The 23,306-nt window shown below is 33.8% G+C and carries 30 protein-coding genes; 5 read left to right on the top strand and 25 right to left on the bottom strand.

The genetic code is table 11. From position 1 onward, the window contains the following. Positions 1–639 precede the first annotated feature (639 nt). The 6 genes from ACUXVC_RS17040 to spxA all read right to left on the bottom strand — a co-directional run bounded on the left by ACUXVC_RS17040 (position 640) and on the right by spxA (position 3,287). Complete coding sequence (locus ACUXVC_RS17040; RefSeq protein WP_446025783.1) at positions 640–1,329, bottom strand: DUF3888 domain-containing protein; 690 nt, start codon at positions 1,327–1,329, stop codon at positions 640–642. A 72-nt stretch (positions 1,330–1,401) separates the two neighbouring features. Then, complete coding sequence (locus ACUXVC_RS17045) at positions 1,402–1,737, bottom strand: IDEAL domain-containing protein (protein ID WP_000987464.1); 336 nt, start codon at positions 1,735–1,737, stop codon at positions 1,402–1,404. 124 nt (positions 1,738–1,861) lie between these two features. Then, positions 1,862–2,275 (bottom strand): Rrf2-family transcriptional regulator SaiR, encoded by a 414-nt coding sequence (gene saiR / locus ACUXVC_RS17050; RefSeq protein ID WP_001083465.1) that lies wholly within the window; start codon positions 2,273–2,275, stop codon positions 1,862–1,864. 189 nt (positions 2,276–2,464) lie between these two features. After that, positions 2,465–2,599: a BA3454 family stress response protein gene (locus ACUXVC_RS17055; protein ID WP_098127966.1), complete on the bottom strand. Its 135-nt coding sequence runs from the start codon at positions 2,597–2,599 to the stop codon at positions 2,465–2,467. A gap of 110 nt (positions 2,600–2,709) precedes the next feature. Continuing rightward, positions 2,710–2,844: a BA3454 family stress response protein gene (locus ACUXVC_RS17060; RefSeq protein WP_000573515.1), complete on the bottom strand. Its 135-nt coding sequence runs from the start codon at positions 2,842–2,844 to the stop codon at positions 2,710–2,712. 47 nt (positions 2,845–2,891) lie between these two features. Continuing rightward, positions 2,892–3,287, bottom strand: coding sequence for a transcriptional regulator SpxA (spxA, locus tag ACUXVC_RS17065; protein ID WP_000236189.1), 396 nt, complete (start codon positions 3,285–3,287; stop codon positions 2,892–2,894). Positions 3,288–3,865: 578 nt separating this feature from the next. On the opposite strand from spxA, the gene ACUXVC_RS17070 reads away from it, so the two are divergent. Next, complete coding sequence (locus tag ACUXVC_RS17070) at positions 3,866–4,210, top strand: winged helix-turn-helix transcriptional regulator (protein WP_000860831.1); 345 nt, start codon at positions 3,866–3,868, stop codon at positions 4,208–4,210. A gap of 52 nt (positions 4,211–4,262) precedes the next feature. Here ACUXVC_RS17070 and ACUXVC_RS17075 read toward each other — a convergent pair whose 3' ends face one another. The 5 genes from ACUXVC_RS17075 to ACUXVC_RS17095 form a co-directional block, all read right to left on the bottom strand. Next, positions 4,263–5,000 (bottom strand): GntR family transcriptional regulator, encoded by a 738-nt coding sequence (locus ACUXVC_RS17075; protein WP_000146276.1) that lies wholly within the window; start codon positions 4,998–5,000, stop codon positions 4,263–4,265. A gap of 32 nt (positions 5,001–5,032) precedes the next feature. After that, a complete protein-coding gene (locus ACUXVC_RS17080; RefSeq protein WP_144465778.1) occupies positions 5,033–6,094 on the bottom strand; it encodes an oxidoreductase in 1,062 nt (353 codons plus the stop codon). A gap of 213 nt (positions 6,095–6,307) precedes the next feature. Beyond that, positions 6,308–7,480: a cyclopropane-fatty-acyl-phospholipid synthase gene (locus ACUXVC_RS17085; protein ID WP_074554937.1), complete on the bottom strand. Its 1,173-nt coding sequence runs from the start codon at positions 7,478–7,480 to the stop codon at positions 6,308–6,310. A 285-nt stretch (positions 7,481–7,765) separates the two neighbouring features. Further along, on the bottom strand, positions 7,766–8,092 hold the full coding sequence (locus ACUXVC_RS17090; RefSeq protein WP_000816339.1) for a winged helix-turn-helix transcriptional regulator: 327 nt from the start codon (positions 8,090–8,092) through the stop codon (positions 7,766–7,768). A gap of 191 nt (positions 8,093–8,283) precedes the next feature. Next, on the bottom strand, positions 8,284–8,628 hold the full coding sequence (locus ACUXVC_RS17095; protein ID WP_000860820.1) for a winged helix-turn-helix transcriptional regulator: 345 nt from the start codon (positions 8,626–8,628) through the stop codon (positions 8,284–8,286). A gap of 413 nt (positions 8,629–9,041) precedes the next feature. Between ACUXVC_RS17095 and ACUXVC_RS17100 the strand changes: the two genes are divergently transcribed. Further along, complete coding sequence (locus ACUXVC_RS17100) at positions 9,042–10,052, top strand: aldo/keto reductase (protein WP_000040529.1); 1,011 nt, start codon at positions 9,042–9,044, stop codon at positions 10,050–10,052. Positions 10,053–10,132: 80 nt separating this feature from the next. After that, a complete protein-coding gene (locus ACUXVC_RS17105; protein WP_088024547.1) occupies positions 10,133–10,549 on the top strand; it encodes an SRPBCC family protein in 417 nt (138 codons plus the stop codon). Positions 10,550–10,710: 161 nt separating this feature from the next. On the opposite strand, the gene ACUXVC_RS17110 is transcribed toward ACUXVC_RS17105, so the two are convergent. The 6 genes from ACUXVC_RS17110 to ACUXVC_RS17135 all read right to left on the bottom strand — a co-directional run bounded on the left by ACUXVC_RS17110 (position 10,711) and on the right by ACUXVC_RS17135 (position 16,320). Further along, a complete protein-coding gene (locus ACUXVC_RS17110) occupies positions 10,711–12,087 on the bottom strand; it encodes a S8 family peptidase (RefSeq protein ID WP_071731211.1) in 1,377 nt (458 codons plus the stop codon). Positions 12,088–12,545: 458 nt separating this feature from the next. Further along, positions 12,546–13,112 (bottom strand): SGNH/GDSL hydrolase family protein, encoded by a 567-nt coding sequence (locus ACUXVC_RS17115; RefSeq protein ID WP_029442875.1) that lies wholly within the window; start codon positions 13,110–13,112, stop codon positions 12,546–12,548. Between the two features lie 15 nt (positions 13,113–13,127). After that, the gene (locus ACUXVC_RS17120) at positions 13,128–13,955 is read right to left on the bottom strand and encodes an MBL fold metallo-hydrolase (protein WP_081366351.1); all 828 of its coding nucleotides are present in this window, start codon (positions 13,953–13,955) and stop codon (positions 13,128–13,130) included. A 25-nt stretch (positions 13,956–13,980) separates the two neighbouring features. Further along, the gene (locus ACUXVC_RS17125; protein ID WP_098127956.1) at positions 13,981–14,538 is read right to left on the bottom strand and encodes a DUF7010 family protein; all 558 of its coding nucleotides are present in this window, start codon (positions 14,536–14,538) and stop codon (positions 13,981–13,983) included. Positions 14,539–14,565: 27 nt separating this feature from the next. Then, positions 14,566–15,405, bottom strand: coding sequence for a phosphotransferase (locus tag ACUXVC_RS17130; RefSeq protein ID WP_000355256.1), 840 nt, complete (start codon positions 15,403–15,405; stop codon positions 14,566–14,568). A gap of 165 nt (positions 15,406–15,570) precedes the next feature. After that, positions 15,571–16,320 (bottom strand): Nif3-like dinuclear metal center hexameric protein, encoded by a 750-nt coding sequence (locus ACUXVC_RS17135; RefSeq protein ID WP_048564552.1) that lies wholly within the window; start codon positions 16,318–16,320, stop codon positions 15,571–15,573. Between the two features lie 82 nt (positions 16,321–16,402). On the opposite strand from ACUXVC_RS17135, the gene ACUXVC_RS17140 reads away from it, so the two are divergent. Then, the gene (locus ACUXVC_RS17140; protein WP_000801654.1) at positions 16,403–16,612 is read left to right on the top strand and encodes a hypothetical protein; all 210 of its coding nucleotides are present in this window, start codon (positions 16,403–16,405) and stop codon (positions 16,610–16,612) included. A gap of 33 nt (positions 16,613–16,645) precedes the next feature. Here ACUXVC_RS17140 and ACUXVC_RS17145 read toward each other — a convergent pair whose 3' ends face one another. The 6 genes from ACUXVC_RS17145 to ACUXVC_RS17170 form a co-directional block, all read right to left on the bottom strand. Then, complete coding sequence (locus tag ACUXVC_RS17145; protein ID WP_048564551.1) at positions 16,646–17,545, bottom strand: PhzF family phenazine biosynthesis isomerase; 900 nt, start codon at positions 17,543–17,545, stop codon at positions 16,646–16,648. A gap of 11 nt (positions 17,546–17,556) precedes the next feature. Then, entirely contained in the window at positions 17,557–18,333 is a 777-nt protein-coding gene (locus ACUXVC_RS17150; RefSeq protein ID WP_103597362.1) for a GNAT family N-acetyltransferase, read from the bottom strand. Next, positions 18,330–19,034 carry an SDR family NAD(P)-dependent oxidoreductase gene (locus ACUXVC_RS17155; protein WP_098127952.1) on the bottom strand — a complete coding sequence of 235 codons (705 nt, stop codon included), beginning with the start codon at positions 19,032–19,034 and terminating at the stop codon, positions 18,330–18,332. The genes ACUXVC_RS17150 and ACUXVC_RS17155 overlap by 4 nt, the downstream gene beginning before the upstream one ends. Beyond that, positions 19,031–19,594 (bottom strand): GNAT family N-acetyltransferase, encoded by a 564-nt coding sequence (locus tag ACUXVC_RS17160; protein WP_089171498.1) that lies wholly within the window; start codon positions 19,592–19,594, stop codon positions 19,031–19,033. Before ACUXVC_RS17160 ends, ACUXVC_RS17155 begins: the two co-directional genes overlap by 4 nt. A 144-nt stretch (positions 19,595–19,738) precedes the next feature. After that, positions 19,739–21,232: a class I adenylate-forming enzyme family protein gene (locus ACUXVC_RS17165; protein WP_098127976.1), complete on the bottom strand. Its 1,494-nt coding sequence runs from the start codon at positions 21,230–21,232 to the stop codon at positions 19,739–19,741. A 143-nt stretch (positions 21,233–21,375) separates the two neighbouring features. Then, positions 21,376–21,909, bottom strand: coding sequence for an NAD(P)H-dependent oxidoreductase (locus ACUXVC_RS17170; protein ID WP_048538105.1), 534 nt, complete (start codon positions 21,907–21,909; stop codon positions 21,376–21,378). Positions 21,910–22,033: 124 nt separating this feature from the next. On the opposite strand from ACUXVC_RS17170, the gene ACUXVC_RS17175 reads away from it, so the two are divergent. Continuing rightward, positions 22,034–22,357, top strand: coding sequence for a winged helix-turn-helix transcriptional regulator (locus ACUXVC_RS17175; protein WP_001072958.1), 324 nt, complete (start codon positions 22,034–22,036; stop codon positions 22,355–22,357). Positions 22,358–22,550: 193 nt separating this feature from the next. Here the strand turns inward: ACUXVC_RS17175 and ACUXVC_RS17180 are convergent, their stop codons facing one another. Together ACUXVC_RS17180 and ACUXVC_RS17185 are read right to left on the bottom strand one after the other, a co-directional pair. After that, positions 22,551–22,706 (bottom strand): hypothetical protein, encoded by a 156-nt coding sequence (locus tag ACUXVC_RS17180; RefSeq protein WP_016080830.1) that lies wholly within the window; start codon positions 22,704–22,706, stop codon positions 22,551–22,553. Positions 22,707–22,800: 94 nt separating this feature from the next. Then, positions 22,801–23,076 (bottom strand): ArsR/SmtB family transcription factor, encoded by a 276-nt coding sequence (locus tag ACUXVC_RS17185; RefSeq protein WP_000660066.1) that lies wholly within the window; start codon positions 23,074–23,076, stop codon positions 22,801–22,803. Positions 23,077–23,306 lie beyond the last annotated feature (230 nt).

Raw genomic sequence — 23,306 nt, forward strand, 5'->3', positions numbered from 1 at the left:
GCTAAACCGGCCTCTCTTCATTTGCGAGGCATTTCTTTCTCAATTCTATACATTACTTTCATAACTTCGGTAGCACTGATGATATTGCTTACACAAGCCACTGAAGCACATTACATACATTTCGCCTCTAATCACACACCTTTCTTACTAAGAATCGCATTTTTTATATTTTCTCCAGAGATAATAAAATTTCTCTCGACGCCCTCATTATAACGTGTATATTTATAAAATTAATATTTTTATATTTTCAGAAATATTAAAGCAGAATAATTTTATATGGATAATATTTTACAGTTAGCATGTAGCCATTGTTTTTATCGCGTAAAGCTGAATTAGTTAGTAAAAATATACAATTATATATTGTCCTTCTAGGTGACTCATTCTAAAAATACTTATATCCCCTTTTATCAAAAAAAATTATTTTAAACACAAAAGATATTCTAATAAATAATTAATGTAGACAAAAAGAAGAGATTCACAAAATACAAAAACCAATTTTTAGGATATATATTATCAATATTGAATTCATATACATTTTTTTAAAAATACACTGAGCAAAAAACAAAAAAACTGCCCCATATGGACAGCTCATTTACATAATTATCGTTATCAAGGATTCACAAACAAATCACTTCAATGTCATTTTAATTCTAGTTTGTTCGACTCTTCTTCAGAGATATCTCTATGTTTGTAATGAATCGTTTTTAGATCATTTCCTTTTATGCGAAAAGTAATTGTGTCCTCTCCATAAGGCGGATTGTGTGCACCCTCAAAAGTTTGAATTTGAACAGTTACATAAAAAGTATAGTTTGTTGTATCTTTTCTTATTTCAAGTATTTTTTCAGAACCTCGATACCAAAGTTTTGGTTCCTTATAATAGTTTTCAACCTCTTTGCTTATCGGCTCCAATAAGAGCTCAATTACTACTTCTTTTAAAAGTTTTTTGGGTACAGGTATTCTGTTGATTTTCTTTCTTTTTACATCTATAATCCTCCAAAAATCCCCGCTCTTTTCAACGGTATAAAGAACATTCGTACCGTCCGCTTTCAAAAGATGAAAATAACCTTTATTTCCCTTAATATATAATCGTGGTTCATTAATCCACTCACCTTCTGTTTGCACTATCCCTAAAAACAACTGAGTAAGTGGCGTTATCTTATAATCTAATTGGTTAAAGTCTCCAAACGAATAAAGTTCATAACCGGTTAAATCTATGCCAAAATTTCTGTTTATATCATTTTCCTTTTCTACAATTGCTTGAGCAGAAATGCATGGTAATAAAAAACTAAACAGACATATGATGCTAACCATTGTTAATCTTATTTTCATAACATCAATCCTCTTTTTTATTAAGATGCAACAAAAGAGAGGATATTATTGATTAGGGCATAAGCTAAAAAATTAAACTCCCCCATTAACTAGCTCGTTTATCGAGTTTAATTTTGAAGAAAGCTCGATAAACCATTCTTCATCCCCTGTTAATAATGCAAGATCTATAAGATAAAGGATTTGTTCCTTATTTATTACCTTTGATTCAGGGAGTTTGTTAACGTGTTTACTAAAGAGTAAAATCGCTTCGTTTATTGTGTACTGGCCGTCACGTTTCACAATACTAACTGTAACTATATCCTCTACATCATCAAGTGATACAATATAACCAACTATTAATTCACCTTCATTTGATATTCCACGAACCCAATCTCCTACTTTTAAAACATGATTATTATTTGACATCATACCGTTTCACCTTCCTATAAATATTTTTTGTGACGATAAAAAAGATATAAAAACAAATTATACTGTAATATTTTTCATTACATTTAAGTATTAAGAACTCACGGCTATATAATAATTAAGCCGCTTAACGCTCTTGATTGATAAGGTCAACAACTTCTTTCATTGTATAATTCTTTAAGTATTCACCTAGATGTTCTTCAGCACCTAAGAAAATAGCGAAAAGAACTTTTCGCATGTTCGAACCTACAACACACTGATTGTTTGATTCCGGACACTTCGGCTGCAAAGCACCTTCAGAGGTTATCTGATAAATATGCCAAAGATTAATTTCATCTAAATCGCGAGCGAAAATAAAACCGCCACCAGTCCCCTCCTTCGATTGTATAAACTTATGTTTTTTTAACAAACTTAGTACTTTGCGAATGCGTACTGGATGAACACCTGCACTTTCTGAAATAGCATTACTTGTTGACATCCGGTCTGGCTGTAAAGCTAAATAAGTTAAACTGTGAATGGCCAAGGTAAAGTCGCTGTTCATGATTTTCCTCCTACGATTAAAAATATTGTTTCTCATATATTAACATACTGTAGCCATAAATATTACAGATTGGTTAGAACGTTAAAACATGTGGAATGCTTCTTGCCATAAAAAATTAATTCCCTTATATTCTATCCCGTCCCACCTATATCTGATAACTTCATTTAGCTTTTTAAGTTAAAAAGAAAATTAAACACTCCACTGTTTCTTCACTTGTTCTTCTGCCAACTGTTCAATTTTTTTCCAAATCGTATCTTTACTCACAATAACATTTGTTTGATAATTTCTATCATTATAATTAACTGTAACACATACTTCAATCATCTTCTGCTTCCTCCTTTCAAGAAAATTTCTTATTTATATTTAATACCTGAAAAATTTTGAATTTAGTTATAATCTCTAGCATATAACTTCATTTGTTTAAATAATTAAGTTTAAAAACCCCACTGTTTCTTCACTTGTTCTTCTGCCAACTGTTCAATTTTTGTCCAAATCGTATCTTTGTTCACAATGACATTTGTTTGATAGTTTCTGTCTTTATAATTAACTGTAACGCATACTTCTATCACCTTCAGTTTCCTCCTTTCAAAAAATTTCTCTTTCATACTATTACTTATTAATTAGCCAACTTTTGCAGTTCAATGTTTAAAAATGTTCGGACACTACGTGGTAAAAATTTGCGAATTTCTTCTTCGTTAAAACCAATTTGCAATCTTTTTTCATCCAGCATAATCGGGCGACGCAACATTAGTGGATGCTCAATTATTAATGTATAAAATTCATTTAGCGAGAGCTCATCAATATTTATATTTAAGTCCTGAAAAGTTTTGGATCTAGTTGAAATAATTTCAGTAGCCCCCTCTTCAGTTAAACGAAGAATCGATTTAAGCTCATCAACTGTCATAGAATTTGATACGATGTTTTTTTCAATATAATCAATTTGATGCTCTTCAAGCCATGCTTTCGCTTTTCGGCATGAAGCACAGCTTGCTGTTGTATATAGAATTACCATATTTAACTCACTCCTTTAATGTTATTAAACGTACATTTTAAATATCGCTTATTGAAATGTATTAAAAAAAATTACAGTTTAGAATCAAATTCACATAATGTTAATTATTCAGCAATGTTTCATTTATCTCTATTATTCATGCCACATTTTACAGACGTTAACAACTCACTTTTAAAAATCTTACTGTAATTTTAAACTTTACAGTTCAATTAATCAACTGTTAAGTCTTGGATTAATTTTAATAACACAACAAATTATTCTCATGTAAAATTCCCCATAGCATGATGGCTCCTTCAAAGCACATTTCACGCATTTCTTGCTTACAAGTGCTATTATGGATTATATTCATCCTAATAAAAAGTACGTACTTTAAAGTGTTATAGGTACTAAAAAGTAACATATGCATTTTCAAGTGCCATTCTGCTTATTTCTCTCTTACATCGGTTATTATGACCGATATTTAGCACAATAAATAGTACACACTTTAAAGTGTTATAGGTACTAAAAAGAAATAATTTTAGTATTGCAACGGATGTAGGCTCACAACTGTAATCTAAATTCATCAAAGGAGTTTTTTTATGAAGACATACAATATTCCTGTAGAAGCGACTTTAGAAGTTATTGGCGGAAAGTGGAAAGTTGTTATCCTTTGTCACTTAAAAAAAGGAACAAAAAGAACGAGTGAATTAAAACGTTTAATGCCTGGTATTACGCAAAAAATGTTAACCCAACAATTACGGGAACTAGAAGAAGATGGTGTAATCCAAAGGAAAGTATATGACCAAGTACCACCAAAAGTAGAGTACTCTTTAACGGATTACGGTTCGTCTTTAGGAGCTATACTCGATTCCCTCTGTTCCTGGGGAGAAGTTCATCTTGAAAAAACCGGGAACACATCCATGCTGATTACAGCAGATGAATAATAACTGTAGAAGACATAAAATAGGTTGAGACAATACTTGCCTCAACCAGTTTTTATGTCTCTTTATAATTTTTTGCCGTAATGACTGTTTCAAACTCAAAGGTTTCCGGTAGATGATCTGCATAAGAATATTCAAAAGTTCGTCCATCCGTTAAGTAAGCTACTTGTTCAACTCGCATGAGGAAATCCTGATTTGTTAAGTTCATAAACTGCTTTTCCCTATCATCTGGGCGAATTCCTTTAACCCTGACAACAGATGTCCCTACTTCAAGACCAAGTTTATTTTGAATATGTGAGTATATCGACTCCTCTAAAACAGAAGCCTTAACACCTGGGATAACCGAAATTGGCATCCATGTATGCTCCATAATCGTCGGAATGCTGTGAATGATGCGGAGGCGAATGATTTTATAGACGAAATCACCGATTGAAACTCCCAATTTCTCAGCAACTACTTCATCAGCACCAACAATCGCAAACTCGATAATTTTACTTTCTACCTCACTGCCGTAAACAGCTTTCGTACCTGTTAAAGTTTGAATCATTCGTGCCTTTTCCTGCTGACGCCAATCTTGCACCACTGTTCCACTTCCGCGCCGGCGGATGATGTAGCCGTCTCTTACTAACAGATCCAGCGCTTTTTTAATAGTAAGTGCTGAAACATCAAATTCTTCAGCAAGGACGGGGCTACTCGGAATTTTTTCATTGATTTTATATTCACCGTCTAAAATTTGCTGTTTAATCTTTTGATAAATGCCGAGGTATTTTACTTGTGTTGATCCGCTTGCCATTTCCATACCTCCTTTATACTGCATACTCGCTTCTATTCATTCAAATGTAAAGCCTCAAGTTTGTAGACTGAAGGTGATGGGGCAGCAAATCCGTTTTCCAAGATTTCAATATTCGTTACCGCTTCTTCGTCTTTCACAAGTTTTGGTGCACCATTTACAATTGTGTCATAAGCTGCATCATAGAAACGACCATAATCACCAAGCGGTGTTTTAATTTGTTTTTCAATCCAGTCACCATTTGCATTACGATACTTAGCAACTCCATAGTACATCGGTGAATCTTCACCAAACCCTGCACTCTCAGGCATAATCCCCGCTTTCAAATCATTTTCTTGCTGATCTTCACCGTATTTAATAAATGATCCATTTGTTCCATGAACGATAAAGCGTGGATAATCTTTCGCTACGATATGGTTCGTTTTCAGCTTAATCTTCAACTGATTTCCATAATGTAGACCAACATCGAAATAGTTATCAACCGCACCTTCCACTTCATTATTACGAATATCGTATGTCACTGTATTTGGACGGCCGAATAGTGAAATCATGCGGTCCATCGTATGAATACCTAAACTGTAAAATGAACCTTCTTCTTTTGGAGCTTCATGAGTGATTGAACCAGGACGGAAATAATCAATATGTGATTCAATCTCAATAATATCACCAAGGAATCCTTGTTCAACTACTTGCTTTACAGCTAAAAAATCACCATCAAAACGACGGTTTTGATAAGGCATAACGACTACACCTTTCTCTCGTCCTAAAGCTAATAATTCTTTCGCATGTTCTACTGTATCGCAAAATGGTTTTTCAACGATAACTGATTTTCCGGCTAGTATAACTTTTTTTGCTAATTCATAATGCGTATGTGCTGGCGTACAGATCGTCACGACTTGAATTTCTTTGTCATTCAACAATTCGTCCAAATCAGTAGTGAAGTAAACACCTCTTTCCTCATATGGAGCCGCTAATTCTTCATTTATTTGACGTACAAAAATCGTTTTTACTTTTATATTATTACGTGTCTTTAGATAAGGTAGGTGATAACGGTTAGCTGATTTTCCAAATCCAATAAAGCCCATTGTTAATGTCATGTTCTTCAACTTCCTTGCTCATAAATTTTCGTTTCTACATTTATTATATATTTTTATCTTTAAAAGTATATAGTTTTGATTTTAAAATTATATATTAAAAAATCGAGATAGAAATCCTTTTCTGATCCCCATCTCGACTTTACGTTATAGACTTATGTCCTATCATCATTTTATTTATACTCAATGACTTGAGAGCTACTTAGTTATATACTCTTATTCATACATATACGAACGTGTCATCGGAATTGTATCATTAATCCCTTTTGTAAATACAAATTGATGTAAATCAATATTACCTGTAAAGAACGAAGCTGCACATGCATTTAAATATAAACGCCACATGCGGATAAATCGCTCATCTTTCGTTTTGCGAACTTCCTCTAGTACGTTTTCAAAATTTCGAGCCCAATGTTGTAATGTATTCCCGTAATGTCTACGTAAGCTTTCCACATCAACAATGAAAAATTGTTCGTTTGTCATGTTCGTGATTAATTCGTTAACAGCAGGAACATACCCACCAGGGAATATATATTTTTCAATCCAACCATTCGTAGCACCACCATTAGCCGGAGAAGTAATGCAATGCAGCAGAGAAATCCCGCCATCATTTAGTAGTTTGTTAACTGTTTCAAAGTATTGCGTAATGTTGTCTTTTCCTACATGTTCGATCATACCTACACTAACAATTTTATCAAATTTACGATTCTTAATATCGCGGTAATCAAGTAAAGATACTTCAACTAAATCCGTAAGTCCCTCTTGTTTAATTCGCTCGGAAGTCTTTGCAAATTGTTCCTCACTTAACGTTACTCCCATCGCTTTCACACCGTACTGCTTAGCGGCAGCTGTAATGAGCTCACCCCACCCGCAACCGATGTCTAATAGCGTATCACCTTTTTGAAGGTTCAACTTTTTCAAAATATGATTTACTTTATTATGTTGAGCTGTCGTTAAAGAATCTTGCTCATTTTGGAAATATGCACAAGAATATGTCATTGTTTCATCAAGCCATAATTTATAGAAATCGTTCCCAATATCATAATGATGAGCAATATCATCTTTATTTTTTTGTTTTGAGAAATTCCATTTACTTTTGAAATATTGCAACTTACTATCACCTAAAAAGCTATCCTGCCTTTTATAAATAGATTGAATTGCTTTTTCAAGGTTACCCTCTATTTCAAGGTCTCCATTCATATATGCTTCACCGAATGCAATAGAAGGATCCTTAGCAATTTCTTTTTTTGAGAGCGGCTTATGGAATGTTATATGAAATTGAGGTTCCCCTTCGCCATATTGTATTGTTTCTCCATTCCAAAGTGTAATTTGAACTGGATCTGAAAACAGATTTTTAAGTATTTTTTTATAAAAAAGTTCTTCAACCATAAAAACATCTCCTACTAAAAAATTGAACAAAAAACTATACTAGTTAATAAGTCTTTTTGAACATAGCTTAAAATCTTTATGACTTCTTGCTACGAGTGTCATTATAAAACGGTTATATTATGAAGAATAGTACGTACTTTAAAGTGATGTAGGCACTTTTAAGTACCCATGACTGAAACAGGTCCTCAAAAATTTTACTTTTCATCATAACAACTTTCTAAAGTTTTAAAACGAAAAACACCACCTCTTCATTAGGTGGTGTTTTCAATATTACATATAGAGATTTCACTTAACTTCTGTGTTTTTTCTATCTATGCATCGTTCTCCCCATGCGGTTAATTGATTTAATACATTTTGTAAAGACCACCCATAATCGGTTAGGGAGTATTCTACTCGAGGGGGAATTTCTTTGTAAATTTCACGTGTAATCACACCATCTTCTTCCAGCTCACGTAGTTGCTGCGTTAACATTCTCACAGAAATTTCAGGAATTAGACGTTGCAACTCACTCGTTCTCTTCGTCCCTTTCGTTAAGTGACATAAAATGACGACCTTCCACTTTCCACCGATAATTTCTAAAGTTGCTTCTATAGGTATATTATATTGTTTCACGCGATCTCCTCTCCTTTTTTATAAATTCCTTATCTATTGTTACGTAAAAATAAATAATTTTCTATACGGCACATTTTAGTTCCTACAGCACAAAAAAGTACCTATATTACAAAAAAGTAATTATGCTGCTTAAAAATCTCCCTCTATACAAAAAGAAAAAACGAACGTATTCTCGTTCGTTTTTTCTTTCTTTATTCAGCTGCGGTTATAAGCATAGACGTGTTACCATTCTTTTCAAGATGATTTTCTCCCCAGTTACAAAGAGTATCGAGTATAGAATCTAAAGAATGACCGTAATCAGTTAAAGAGTATTCTACTTTTGGTGGCACTTGGTTATACACTTTTCTCTCGATTACACCATCTTCTTCTAATTCACGTAATTGTTGCGTTAACATCTTTTGTGTAATACCAGACATTAATTGTTTTAATTCGCACGTTCTCTTTTTGTCTTTCTTTAAATGACAAAGGATAACTACTTTCCACTTTCCACCGATAACCTCTAAAGTTGCCTCTACAGGAATATTGTATGTTTTCATATAAAAATCTCCTTTAATAATTTTATAAGACAAATAAGCTAAAATATTTAAATATTACTTTTAAGTATCTATAGCACCTTAAAGTACGTACTTTTTATTGTGTTAAACATGTTTCATAATAGCATACGTAAACAGCAGATGAGTAGTACGGCACCAAAAAGTACCTGTATTACTTTTTAGTATCTATATCACTTTAAAGTACGTACTTTTCATTATGTAAAATACATTTCATAATAGCATTTGTAAGAGTTGAGTGAGTCATGCAGTGTTAGAAATTACCTGTTAGTACCTGTACTTTAAAGTGAGTATTTTTATCATACATTTTGTCAGACGATGAAATGACATGTTTTCATTTTCACATCCATTCACAATGAATAAATAATTTTCAAATACATTTTAGGAGGATATCTATAATGAGTAAATTACTAAAAGAAAAAATCGGGTTTGGTACAGCACCACTAGGAAATATGTACCGTAATATCCCAGAGGAAGAAGCAATCGCTACAGTGGATGCTGCTTGGGAGAATGGCGTTCGTTACTTTGATACAGCTCCACTTTATGGATCTGGATTAGCGGAAATCCGTCTTGGTGAAGCACTGTCAAAAAGAAATCGTGATGATTACTTTTTAAGCACCAAAGTAGGTCGAACGATTTCAGATGAACTAGAAGATCCATCTGCACGTGATTTAGGTGAAAAAGGCGGACTTTTCGAATTTGGTCGCAAAAATAAAATGATCAATGACTATAGCGCAGATGCAACACTTCGTTCTATCGAGCAAAGTTTGAAACGTTTAAAAACAGATCGTCTAGACTTTGTTTTCATTCATGATTTAGCACAAGACTTTTATGGTGATGAGTGGATTTCACAATTTGAAACAGCTCGAACAGGAGCATTCCGTGCGCTAACACGTTTACGTGAAGAAGGAGTTATTAAGGGCTGGGGGCTTGGAGTAAACAAAGTAGAATCAATTGAACTTATGCTTGATTTAGAAGAAGCGAAACCAAATATATCCTTACTAGCTGGTCGCTATTCATTATTAGACCACGAACGTGCATTACAACGAGTAATGCCTGCAGCTGTAAAGCATAATATGGATATTGTTGTTGGTGGCCCATATAGCTCAGGTATTCTTGCTGGAGGCGCTCACTTCGAATATCAAAAAGCATCGCCAGAAATTATTGCAAAGGTTGAGAAAATCAAAGCTCTTGCAGATCGTCACGACATCAGCATCAAAGCTGCTGCATTACAATTTTCACTAGCAAATCCAGCAGTTGCTGCCGTTGTTCCTGGTGCAAGTAAACCGGAACGAATTGTAGAAGACCAAAACGCCTTAAATACAGTAATTCCAGCAGCATTCTGGGAAGAAATGCGCGAACAAAAACTAGTAGCACCTAATGCACCACTACCAATCAACGTAAAATAATAATGAAACTTTAATCAGTGGGAGCATCCCCCACTGATTATTTACCCGTAAATACCGGGATGAAAAGGAGCGTAATGAATATGGCACATACTACTACATCTATGGAAATTTTCGGTTCACCTGAACAAGTATGGCAATTAATCGGAGGTTTCAACTCCCTTCCAGACTGGTTACCTTATATACCTAGCAGTAAATTAACGGAAGGCGGTCGTGTACGTCATCTAGCTAATCCAGATGGTGATACAATTATAGAACGCTTAGAAATATTCAATGCTAAAGAACGCTACTACACGTATTCAATCATGAATGCACCGTTCCCAGTCACTAATTATTTATCTACAATCCAGGTGAAAGAAGGTACTGAAAGTAATACATCGTTAGTAGAGTGGTCTGGTACATTCACTCCTGTTGAGGTTAGTGATGAAGAGGCAATAAATCTGTTTCATGGTATTTACAGCGATGGACTGAAAGCATTACAGCAAGCATTTCTAGATTAATTCATGTAATTGATTGAGACGAAAAAGTAAATTAACAGTCAAATATTCGATTTTTTTAGTTAAATTCATTATGAAAGATAAACAAATACAAATTTCATGCCTGCTTGTTATTGACAAGAAATAAAAAATACTACCTCCAAATGGAAGGTAGTATTTTTTTATTAATCAGGAAAAACAATTAATCCCTCTTCTTTTTCCTCCTGTTTTAAATCTTCTTCTGGAAAGGTTACAGTTGAATTTTTATCACCTGTTCTTTTTGTTTCTTCACCTGGAAATACGAAAGTTGAATTTTCTTTTCCTTCATTTTTTTCTACGTTATCTGGAAATACCATAGGATCATTGGTAGTCAAATCATTATGAAATCCAAGGTTAGACAAAATCGCTTTTAAATCTGGTAAAACCCCTATTTTATCAGATGATGGGTTATTAGTCTTTGTGCCTGTATTAGGATTACTTAAAATTGCTCTCAATTCTTTTGGTGTATATGCCTTACCTAAATGTTCTTTAGCAATCCCTTGAATCGATACAGCAGCCCCAGCAATTATAGGCGAAGCGCTAGAAGTACCACGAAAATTAGAAGTATAACGATTAATTATGTTCTGATCTGTAACTTTTTGTCCTTTACTATTTTGATTTTGATATGTATCTAATGTATCAACATATTCTCCCCAACCATATACATCAATTCTACTACCATAGTTAGAGAAAGCTAAACGTTTATGAGGAACTCTTGCAGTAGATGCTCCAACTATAATAGCTCCTGAATCTTTAAAGTCTCGACTATTTCGATTTAAAATCTGCTTACCATTACGGTCTTTAAATTCATCTAAATCAATCCCACCATTACCAGCTGCTTCTACAATAATAATGCCTTTATCTGTACCTTTGCGAATTGCGTTAAATATACTCGGGTATACTTCTACTGGTAAAGGGTCATCTCCATATCCATCATATTTAAAGGATTCTTCTATTAATAAAACATCTCCAGCCTGTAAAGAATCTACGGCACTTAAAATAGCATCTCTTACATCGATTCTCCCATTATCTCGGATCACTGAAATTACTTTTGCCTTTGCTTTTGGTGCAATCCCAATGTTCCCAATCCCATTGTCAGCTGCAGAAACAACACCTAGAACTGAAGTACCGTGAGAAAGATCATTACTCATTTTTCCAGACATAAATTCAATATTTTGACCGACTAAATCTTCATGATTTAATAACCAACCTTCTTCCAAATCTACAAAAGTTGCTCCCTGGCCATTTCCTCCTTTAATTCCCCAAGCATAAGGAGCATTAATTCCTAAAGGTGCCTCTTCAAGATATCCCTGTCTTGAAAATCTAGGTTCATCATAAGGATTGACTGATAATACAGGCAATCTCGAGCCAGTTGTTGTGTTTATACTCTTATTAGAACGAACTTGTATTTTACTAGAATCGTCATTAGCAGCATGTACTGTATTTGTTACAAATGTCGTACCTACCCCAGCAAAAGCTGTAATTGCAAGTGATGATATTAACATACCTTTAAAATTTTTCATTTTTCCACCTCTAGTTTTCTATTAGAAATAACATATTTAATAATGTGTATGAACCAAAAGCATTTTATCTTATTATAAAAATTAATGGATTTTATAGCTTTTTGATTTACATAAAAACTCCCTTCATTCTTGTAATTCAATATGTACATCTCAAAACAACAAACTTACTGTAACTATTATAGTTACACCTTTATTAATTTTCAACTACGAAATATAAATTTTTAAAAATAAATTTATATTACTTTAAAACAGCACTAACCTTTTACCCACATAAAGTGAAACTTTAATCAGTGGTTTTTTTGCTCATCCCCCACTGATTATTAGCCCTCACCAATCGGGCATTTACGGGCAGTTAATGCGGGATAAAAATGCAAAATATCTATCCAAATTACAGCAATCAATAAGTTTATGGACTACGAAAGAAATACGAAAAAGCAAAGCACTAAGTGCTTTGCTCCTTATAAAATCCCTTTTAACTTTTCACCAATTAACTTCGCTACATACTCATAACCTTCTGGCCCAAAGTGTAATCCATCTTTTTCATCATTTTCTACAAATCTTTTATAATCCCGTTCTTGAATCATTTCAGCGAATACGTTTAGAAAATAACTTCCTGTTTCCCTCGCCACTTTCTCCACCACGTCTGCATACTGACTAAGCACTCTATTTGTTCTATTATGCTGTCTTTCTTCATCAACTGGTGCAGGACTAATCAGTAGTACTTTATCTGATGAAACTTGGTTCACAATCTTCTCTAAGTTTTCTTTATATGCTTGTAATGACACTTGAGAAAAAGAAACTGCATCATTCGTACCAAGAAAAACTGTTACGAAATCTGGTTTATATGATATTACATCTTCTTCAATCCTATTTAACGCATCGAATGTATTATCACCTGGAACACCTGCATTCACTACTTTCCAGTTCGGAAACATCTCTTGCAAACGTGGTGTTAATCTCGGCATTCCATCAAAAAATGTTTCATCAGCTGTAATACTATCTCCAAAACATACTAACGTTTTCATTAAGCTACTCTCCTTTTACGTATGAAACAACTTTCCTTCTATTGCTTTTATATATCTGTCAGCAGAACGTTCAACTGCCTCATTTGCATTTTCTTTTACTACTCGATGAAAAGCGTTGTATAAACGATTAAACTGTAACGGCTTCACTCGATTCACCATTTCTTCCACTTTTCTCGCTGGTAGTGGAATTAAGTTTGGATAGCTGTACATGAAGCTTACCCACCGCTCATCTGCTACAACTTGAATAATATCACCTGTTAACAAAATTCCTTTTCCGTCATTACCTTCTTCCCAATGTAAGACAGATCCACCTTTAAAATGTCCCCCTAAACGATGAATGACTAATCCATCAGCTAATTGTAAAGACTCACCAGACCAATAAATAATACGACTACTCGGACGCATCACCCACTCTTTATCATCTTCGTGTATATAAATTGGTACATCAAATGTCTCTGCCCATTCTACTTGCGTTGAATAATAATGAGGATGAGACAATGCAATCGCATCTAATCCGCCAAGCTCTTTTATTTTCGTAATTGTCGTTTCATCTAAATACGTAATACAGTCCCACAGTAAACGATATGACTCTGTTTTCACTACAAATGCCGTTTGACCGATCGCAAATCCTGGTTTTGTCGTAATACTATAAAGTCCATTTTCCTCTTTAATTATTTCATTTTTATATGTATCATCTGTTTGCAAATTTTCTAAAGTCGTCCAAGACTGCCCTTTCGGATTCACATACTGCCTTTCTTCATCACAAATATGACAACTCACTGGTTCTTCTACACTCGCTGCATACTGCACGCCACACGTTGTACAAACGAAATTTTTCATCATAATTTCCCCTATCCCTATATTTTTATTAAGCTGACTTTTGTTGATAATGATCTGCTTTTTTATTTTCAATTATTAAACTTATAAAAGTAAGTAAATAGACAACTGTAACCGATAATGGAATTACAGTAAATCCTTTTTCTGCAAAAAGAATCCCGCAAACTGACGTTACAAATACAGTCCCTACTGATAATAAACCATAACTTTTACTTTCATAAATCCATACGTACGGAATAAAATGAACACCTATTAACATCGCTACTACAAAAGGTAACCATTCTGGAAATTGAAAATAGGCAAGTAATACAAGTGGAATATTCAATACATTTATTCCACCAATTAAGCCTGCCAAAACCCCTAACGGATTTCCTTTCGCAAACATATCAATCTTCAATATAGCAGCTATCATTAAGCCAAAAGGAAACACACAGCCCATACCGATTAAATATACCCACACCACTTGTTTTTCAGAAAGAACAAATCCCGTTATACTCATAACTACCCAAAATAAAACGCCGGCTAATATAATCGGTAAGCCTCTCTTCGTTTTTATTGCTAAATCCTTTTTCGCTTCTGCAACATTCATCTCACTATCTCCCCAAAAATATTTGTACTATAAAGTCACCTCAACCTCACCCATCCAATAACGCCAAGCTTCTAAATAATCTTCTAAATCTTTCGGGTGGTGCCGTAAACATGTATCTATACGCAAATATAATCCTATGACTATTTCTTCATATAAATCACGGTCATTTTTATGAAATACACATTGTTTCATCGCATAACCAATCGTTTCTTTTGTTAAATCTTCCGGAGTTGAACAGAACGCATAAATTAAATCATATATAGGATCTCCTAACACTGGTAAAGGATCAATTACACCGTGCAGCTCATTCTCTTTAAATATAAAGTTATGAAATCCAAGATCACCATGCAATAAAAACGGCTGATTTATTCCAGCGTCCCTATTCGCTAACTTAAGAACCGTTCTATACCCTTCTTCACTTATGTAACGCCTTACATTTTCATGAGCTTCTATCACATTTGTTGTTAAAAATCCACTCCAAGATTGAACCGGATTTTCTTTCCATCCCCAGCCATCAACCTCTGTAGCTACTTCATACTCATTGATAACTTCTTTTACAAGTTTACAAAGAACACTCCGTTTATAGCCTAGTTTGCAAGAATTTGTGCCCTCAAGGAATGAGTAAACAATATAGCGATTTAAAGGTTCCTTATATAAAAGCTTTGGAAATAATTCGTCCTTTTTATAAAACTGAAGAAAATAAGCTTCTTCACGTATGACATCCGATTCATTCAACTTTACAACGTATTGTTCATCTAACAAATATATAGTACTTGTCGTACCCCCGTTTAATGCTTTTACGCTATTTGGATAATGTGAAATAACTTTTTCCTTAACTAGTTGTGCAGTGATTATTGAAATGTCCATTCTCTCACCCTTTAACTCCGAATATTCCCTCAATTCAAAAGGCAGCTTTACTATTATTTGACAAACGCAAGGGAAATCCTCTCATCCATCCTAATATAACAAACAATAATTTTATTTTATTACAATGGCTTTCTTCAATATTCCATTTATGGTAATGTGATTTTATCACTCTAAATGCTCTTCATATACTCTAATAATTTCTATTGCAGGGTCTCTGTCTTGTAATTTATGAGCCAAACTTTCTACACCAAACACTTCTGTAAACGTATGACTGCCTACAATTAAATTAATCCCTTTAAATTTCGCATGTTGAACTGTATATAATGTTTTTTCACCTGTTATGTACGTGTCACACCCTTTTTCTAATGCACGTTCAATCAAATTTGTATTGTTTCCTGCACCGGTTAAAATCGCAATCCGTTTTACTGGTTTATCGTGATTTTTCCAGCTCTTCACTTTCTCTTCCATTTTTTCTTCAAGTTTTCCAACTAAGTTTGAAAAAGGAATCGCTTCTTTATATTCTCCTATTCCCGGTAGTTCTTCTTCCTCATACGTGGAATATTCCAGTATTGTATCTATCCCAATTCCGTTAAATAACGATGTACATGTGCCAAACTTTACAAAATCTAACGGCAAATGAACCCAAAAATGATTCATTTCATATTGCTTCAATTTCTCAATACAAGCCTCTTCCATACCAAATAAAAAACTCCACGGCGCATGATGTGTAACTATCATATCGACTCCATTTCTATACGCTTCTTCAATAGTTTCTAACGTTAAATTTGTTGTGTAACCGATTTTGTGAAATTCATCTTTACTTATATGAGTAAAACCATATTCATCATCGCCGTATTTATGAAGATGCTCTCCAAATAATGATGTTATATGTTCGTTAAACTGCTTTATATTCATTTTATTTCTCCTTTCATTTACTTTTATATTTCAAAAATAAGGAAATACTAACAACAACGTTACATACATATAGGAGGACAATATGAAACCTGAATTTTTAAAAGCTGTACATGATGCCATCGGAAATGTCGAACACATTCATATAGAAGAAAGCGGTGCTGACAGCTTACTTATCCATCATGATGATGCACAGCAATTACAACAAGTCGCTAAAACGCTAGAAAATAACAATTTTCGCTCTGCTTTAAGAACAACTGGAAATGCTTCGTATATTGAAGTATTGAACAGATAGTGAAAGTCCGGATGTATGCCGGGCTTTCTTTTTTTATATTAAAACTTCAAACTCTTTCACATATACCGCTGTTCCAGCAATATCTATTTGTAACTTCTCGTTTTCTATCCCTTTCGTTACATAAACAGTTACACGACCATCTTTATTTATTTCCTGTCCTTGCTCAACGATTAAATCCAATTCATGTTCAAAATCTTTCTCTAAATACTCCGCATAATACGCTCCCATTACACCTGAAGCTGTTCCTGTCACTGGATCTTCAATCGTTCCAGCGTAAGCTGATGAAAAATGACGGCCGTGCATTTGTGCTAGTTCATCATAAGTTTCTAGACAAATTGGGTGAATGGAAGCATTAGGTATTTCTTTTAATACTGACGGAAATGCATCAGTATTAGGTTTCATTCTCTCACACGCATCAAGATTTTTAATCGGTACAATTACAGTCCAATTCCCCGTACTTCCATATACAATCGGTAAACTTTCATCTAAATCATTTACTTCTAAACCAATACTATGAGCTAATTCTTCTTTTGAACCTGCAAAATCTTTAAACTGGGGTGCTGTCTGCCTCATTTTAATAAAGGTTTCTCCCTTTTCATTTACACCTATTTGTATTGGTAAAATCCCTGCCTTCGTTTCAATCGTAAGGTTACTTTTCTCTTCTAATAAACCTTTTTCGCGCAAGGCATATATCGTCCCTACTGTCCCATGACCACATAAATCCATTTCAAAACCAGGTGTAAAATAGCGCATTCTTATATCTCCTACTTCTGAGGAAAGAACAAAAGTTGTTTCGTTATATCCAACTTTTTCAGCAATAATTTGCATTTCCTCTTCCGTTAATCCATCTGCTTCTAATACAATACCTGCTGGATTTCCCTTATTTGGTTTATTCGTAAATGCGTCGTAATGAAATACGTTTATAGTCTTCATTTTCTTTTCTCCTAATCTACTTTAAAAATTTTATAATAAAGCTCTGTCTCCGTTTTCACCGAACAATAATTTCTCCAAAATATCTTCTGCATCTTTTCATTTGAAGTATGTGTACTTCCGATGTAATAAGTAGCCCCCATTTCCTTTAACATATGCAACGATTGAAGATGCATATGAGAAGCAATTCCTCTCCCGCGATAATAAGGCATTACTCCAAAGTAAAATAATCGTCCTTCACTTTCTGTTCCAGTTTCTATATGCGGTATGGACATACCAATTGGCTCAGTTTTATCATAAAAAACAATACATGACTTTTCCCAACCCTTACCTAACTCTGTTTGCACGGAATAAAAATGCTCATCGATAGTTAAAATTGAAGTTTGATTTCCTGAGTTCAACATACATTGCTCCCAAATGTATTTAAATTCTTTTTCCGATAACGTTCCTTCTGCTATTGATCGATATGTATATTGTCTTTCAAGCTCTTCTACATTGTTCAATTCTCTACATACTTCTATCTTTGCGGCATACAAAGAAAAACCGACATCAAGTAACACTTTCACACTTGAGTTATAACTACTAAACCTTTTGTTTAATACAATACTTGCTCTTTTTAACTCCCAATTAAAACAAACCTCTTCAAATCTACTTATCTTTTCTTTATATGTTTGTACGTTATACAAAACATCTTCTTCTATTTCTTCAATCGTTACTGCATTTGGTAAGCCATTTAATACTTTTTTAGAAGGGCCAAATAGATTCTGAATGATTGCAAGATCGTATATCACCACTTCAATTCCCCTACACCAGGCTCAATAAACTTCCCTGAAATATCCTCATTTGAATCTATTACCCAATCATATATATTTTTTGCTCCTTCAGCCGGAGTCATATTCGCATCAAAGGCACCAATATCAGTTTTTAATTTTCCTGGGTGAATGGCAGTTACACGAATTCTTTTATTCTCAAACTCTTGTTGTAAGCAGAGTGTTAACATATTTTGTGCAGCTTTAGCAATTCGATATGAATATGAGAACTGACCTTGCGGAAACTCTTTGTTCGCCATTTTATGTAATGATCCTAATCGAGAGGACACATTTATTATTCTCGGATGATCCGATTTAGCTAACGCCACATATGTACCTTTTACAGCCCGAATTACACCTAAGCAATGAATATTAAATAAGTCTGTTAATTCTTCTGAATTTGTATGTAAAATCTCAGTCTCCTTCCCAGTAATGCCAGCGTTATTTATAACTAGATCAACATATTCTGTATATTCCTCAAGCTGCTTCTTAATTTGCTCCGTACTCTCATCAGCCGATAAGTCTGCCAATATAGGAAAACATCTACCACTAAACATTTGCTTCAATTGCGTTACCGCAACCTCAGTTCTAACTAACGGATAAACGATATGCCCCTTTTCATGAAATACTTTTACTAACTGTAACCCTAATCCCCGATTTCCACCTGTAATAACCACTCTCATATACTCATCTCCTTATTTTTAAAATAAATAAGAAAATCCATCCACTTACCATTCTCTAATGAAAATGCCTCTCTCTTGCATTCAAATGAAAAGCCTGCGCTTTCCGCAAGACGCACTGATGGCTCATTATCAACATGTATATGTAATTCGATTCTATGAAAATTAAGGCTATTAAAAAATAACGATAACGTAGCGTTTACACTTTCTACCCCATATCCATTTTTCCAATATTGATTATGAATAGAGTAGCCCATCATTGCCCACTGATAATCCATACGTAAAATTTTTATTAGCTCTAGCTTTCCAATATTAGCTCCGTCTTCTTTACGAAAAATACCTAATACATACATCTCATCTCGATGTGCTGCTTCATCAAAGCCTCTTATCCATTCCGTGAACCATTCTTTTGTTGACGATGCCATAACTTGATAGCCATCGTCATATTTATACTGCGATGGCAGTCTCTTATTAAATCCATCTAACCAACTTTCGTAATCATCTTTTTGAAATGGACGGATAATGAGTCTATCCGTCTCTACTTCTAATAACGGTAGCTTCATTTAATTTCATCCCTCGAATTATTAATTGAATATTCTTTATTATCTTACACAAAATACAAAATCTAGTAAATTATTATGTTTTTGATACATAAAAACCCAGTCATGCTTTATACATAACTGGGTTCTCCATCGTTTCATAATTTTCTATTTCACAAGAACTACATCTCGTAATTCCCTCTTCAACACTTTTCCTAAAGCATTTTTCGGTAACTCATCTATGAATACCACTTCTGGTATTTTGTAACTGGCTAATTTCTGTTTACAATACTGAGTAATACTTTCTTCTGTTAATATTGTTTCGCTATCCTTCACAATGAAAGCTCTTGGAACCTCTCCCCAAAAGTCATCTAGAACTCCAACTACTGCAACTTCTAAAACACCATGTATTTCATGAATAACATCTTCTACTTGATCTGGATATACATTGTCACCACCGCGTATAATAACGTCTTTATATCTTCCCATAATATGCAGGAATCCATCGTCATCTATCATGCCAGCATCACCCATGTTAAACCAGTTATCTTTTACTACCTTCTTTGTCGCCTTTTCATTATTCCAATACCCTTTAAACATGTATGGACTTTTCACATGAATCTCTCCAACTTCATTTGTTGTTAGTTCATGTCCTGTTTCCGGATGAACAATTTTCACCTCTACATTTTTCAAGGTTTTTCCTACAGAAGACATCTTTTCTTTTCCCATCATTGGATGCCATGAGGTTACAACCCAACCTTCTGTACTACCATAACCTTGCACCATATATATTCCTTTTTCCATATATTTTTGAATGAGTGTTTCTGGCACTTTTGTACCACCGCTTTGTGCTACTTTAAAGGTTGAAATATTACGTTCTTTTTTATTTAATTCATCAAGCATGTAACTATAAACAGCAGGGAACGCAAGCATCGTAGTAATTTTCTCTTCTTCAATCTTATCCCAAATAAGAGTAGGATTCGAATCAGCTAAGAAAATCATCGTAACGCCATGATAAATACAATTTAAAATAGAAAGCACGCCACTCATATGGAACAATGGATGCACAGATAAAAAGCGTTCACCTGCTGGGATTTCTCTTTGTCCCGCAATTTCAGCAAAATAGTGATGTAAGTTTTTATGTCCAATTACACATGCTTTCGCCTGTCCAGTCGTTCCTGAAGTAAATAAGTAAATGGCGTCGTCTTCTTCATGAACTTCTACGTTCGGTTCTGTCGTTGGCTGTTTTTGCAGCTCTAATTCAAATGAACCAAAACCTTCTTTTATCGTTTGAATTACATAAGGAATTTCTTTAACAGCATCAACATTTAATAACACTTCACTAAATTCTTCATCAATAACTAACACTTTTAATTTCGCTTCTTTTACAATCGTTTCTAATTCATATACAGTAAGCTGATGATTTAGCGGAATAAATACCGCTCCAATTTTTAAACTTGCCATCATAACACTTGGAAATGGGTGATTATTTTTGCATAGTATTCCTATACGATCTCCTCTTTGCACACCATTATGTAACAAATAATGTGCAAGCTGATTTACTCGTTCATTATATTGCTGAAACGAATATCTTTTCTTCCCTCCTACAAGCGCTTCCAAATTTGGTGACTGCATTGCTCTCTTTTGTAATAATTGTCGCATCGTTCTCAAGTAAAACTCCCCTTTATATATGTTAGGTTTTTTATTTTACCAGATTAACTATTAATTTACTAAAGATTACACTTAGTGAATATAAGAAGAATATAAAATAGCCATTTACTTCACAAGTAAATGGCTATTTTTCATTATATATTAGAATACTTCTTGTTCATTACATATTGCACATACTCAGGTGCACTTTTATCAATCTCTTCATCACTTAGTTTATATTCTGCACCATATAAATAAAAGGAAGGTATAAATTCCATACCTGTATATAGGCATGTAGCTTGGAATGGTTTCGTCAACTCATCCATTGTAATCCCACTATTTTCATAGTCTTTTTCTAATCCACCTATAGAAATAGCTACACCAAATTCTTTCCCCTTCACTTTATCTCCTTGTGATCCGTACGCAAATCCATATGTTAATACATCATCGAACCATTTTTTTAATAATGGTGGTGTGCTGTACCAGTAAAGCGGAAATTGAAATATATATCTGTCATGTTCTACTAATAACTTTTGCTCTTGTTCAATATTAAACTCCCAATTTGGTGCCACCTTATATAATTCATGCACCGTAATTTCATCTGAATGTTTCTCAAGTTCTTCTATCCATCTTTTATTAATTTTTGATTTTTCAATATGAGGGTGTGCTACAATTACAAGTGTTCTCATCATTTTCCAGCCCCTTTATAAATTAATCAATCCTTTACGTATTAGTATGAATGAGTTACATATAATTGAAAAGTACGTACTTTCAGGTACTATAGGAACCTTGAAGTACCTTTGGAGGTGTTATATGAATCAAAATGATGATTGCCCAATTGCAACAACACTCGATGTAATCGGTGGAAAATGGAAAGTTCATATTTTATGTATTTTGTCGGATGGAAAAATGCGAACAAATGAAATTAAACGAGAAATCCCAAACATTACACAAAAGGTTCTTACACAACAACTTCGGCAACTTGAAGCTGATGGGATTATCTATCGTACCGTATATCAAGAAGTACCACCAAAGGTTGAGTACACCATAAGTGAATACGGAAAATCTTTAATGCAAATAATGAATGATCTGTTTGAATGGGGAAAAGATCATCAGATTAAAAGATTACATGACTAAAAAAGCACTATATACTTTGTTTAATCCTCTACGTTCATATTTTTTATTTCTATAAAGTTTATTTTCATCATTTTTTAGCTAACTTGTTTTCTTAGATTGATGGACGTGACCCCACATCCATCAATCTAAAAAGATACAATTAGAAAAATGAGATTTCTATAAAGTTTCGCATATAAACACTACTTCCGCCTCATTAAACGCTCGCTCTACTTTTTCTAATCTCAATTGTACGTAAGCTATAAAGAAGCACCCCTAAACCGAGAATTTTTTCATTATTAGACGCATTAGAACCTAAGGTAATAGTAGGTACATTTAAACCCATAAACCTTCCACTCCATTCTATAGGCATATAAAAAGATACTCCTTAAAAATAAAAAACGCTATTCTCTCTTTAAAATCATAGAAAAGAATAGCGTTTTTTATTTTGAAATAGAAGTCTGTATTTAAACTAAACATGCTAATATTGATTTTGTACGATTGTCAGTTACTTCATAATAAATTTCTAATCCTTTCCGAGTACCTGTAACCATTTTAGCAGCTTTTAATTTAGATAAATGTTGACTAATTGTACTTTGAGGCATTTGTAAATCCCCATACATTGTTGTTACATTAGTAGGACCTTTTGCAAGCATTATTTTTACTAAAGATAGACGAACTGGATGCGCCAATACCTTTAACACCTCAGCGATTTCTTGAAACATTTCTTTTTTTTCTTTCATCCTATTTCTCCCCTTTTATATACATATTTATGTTATCCATATATATAATTCGAAGGTATATGCGTTTTTGTGTCCGTCATTTTAAAAAAATATAAAAAAACTTTAATCCGAAACTAAAGGATTAGCTTAACATAATGTCTCACTATTCATAATGAATAGGAATCTCGTTATAGAAGCAGTAGTTTTTATGCTACAACTCTACATTCAACTAACTAAAATCAATGAAAAAA

The organism is Bacillus sp. N6, from assembly GCF_052805735.1.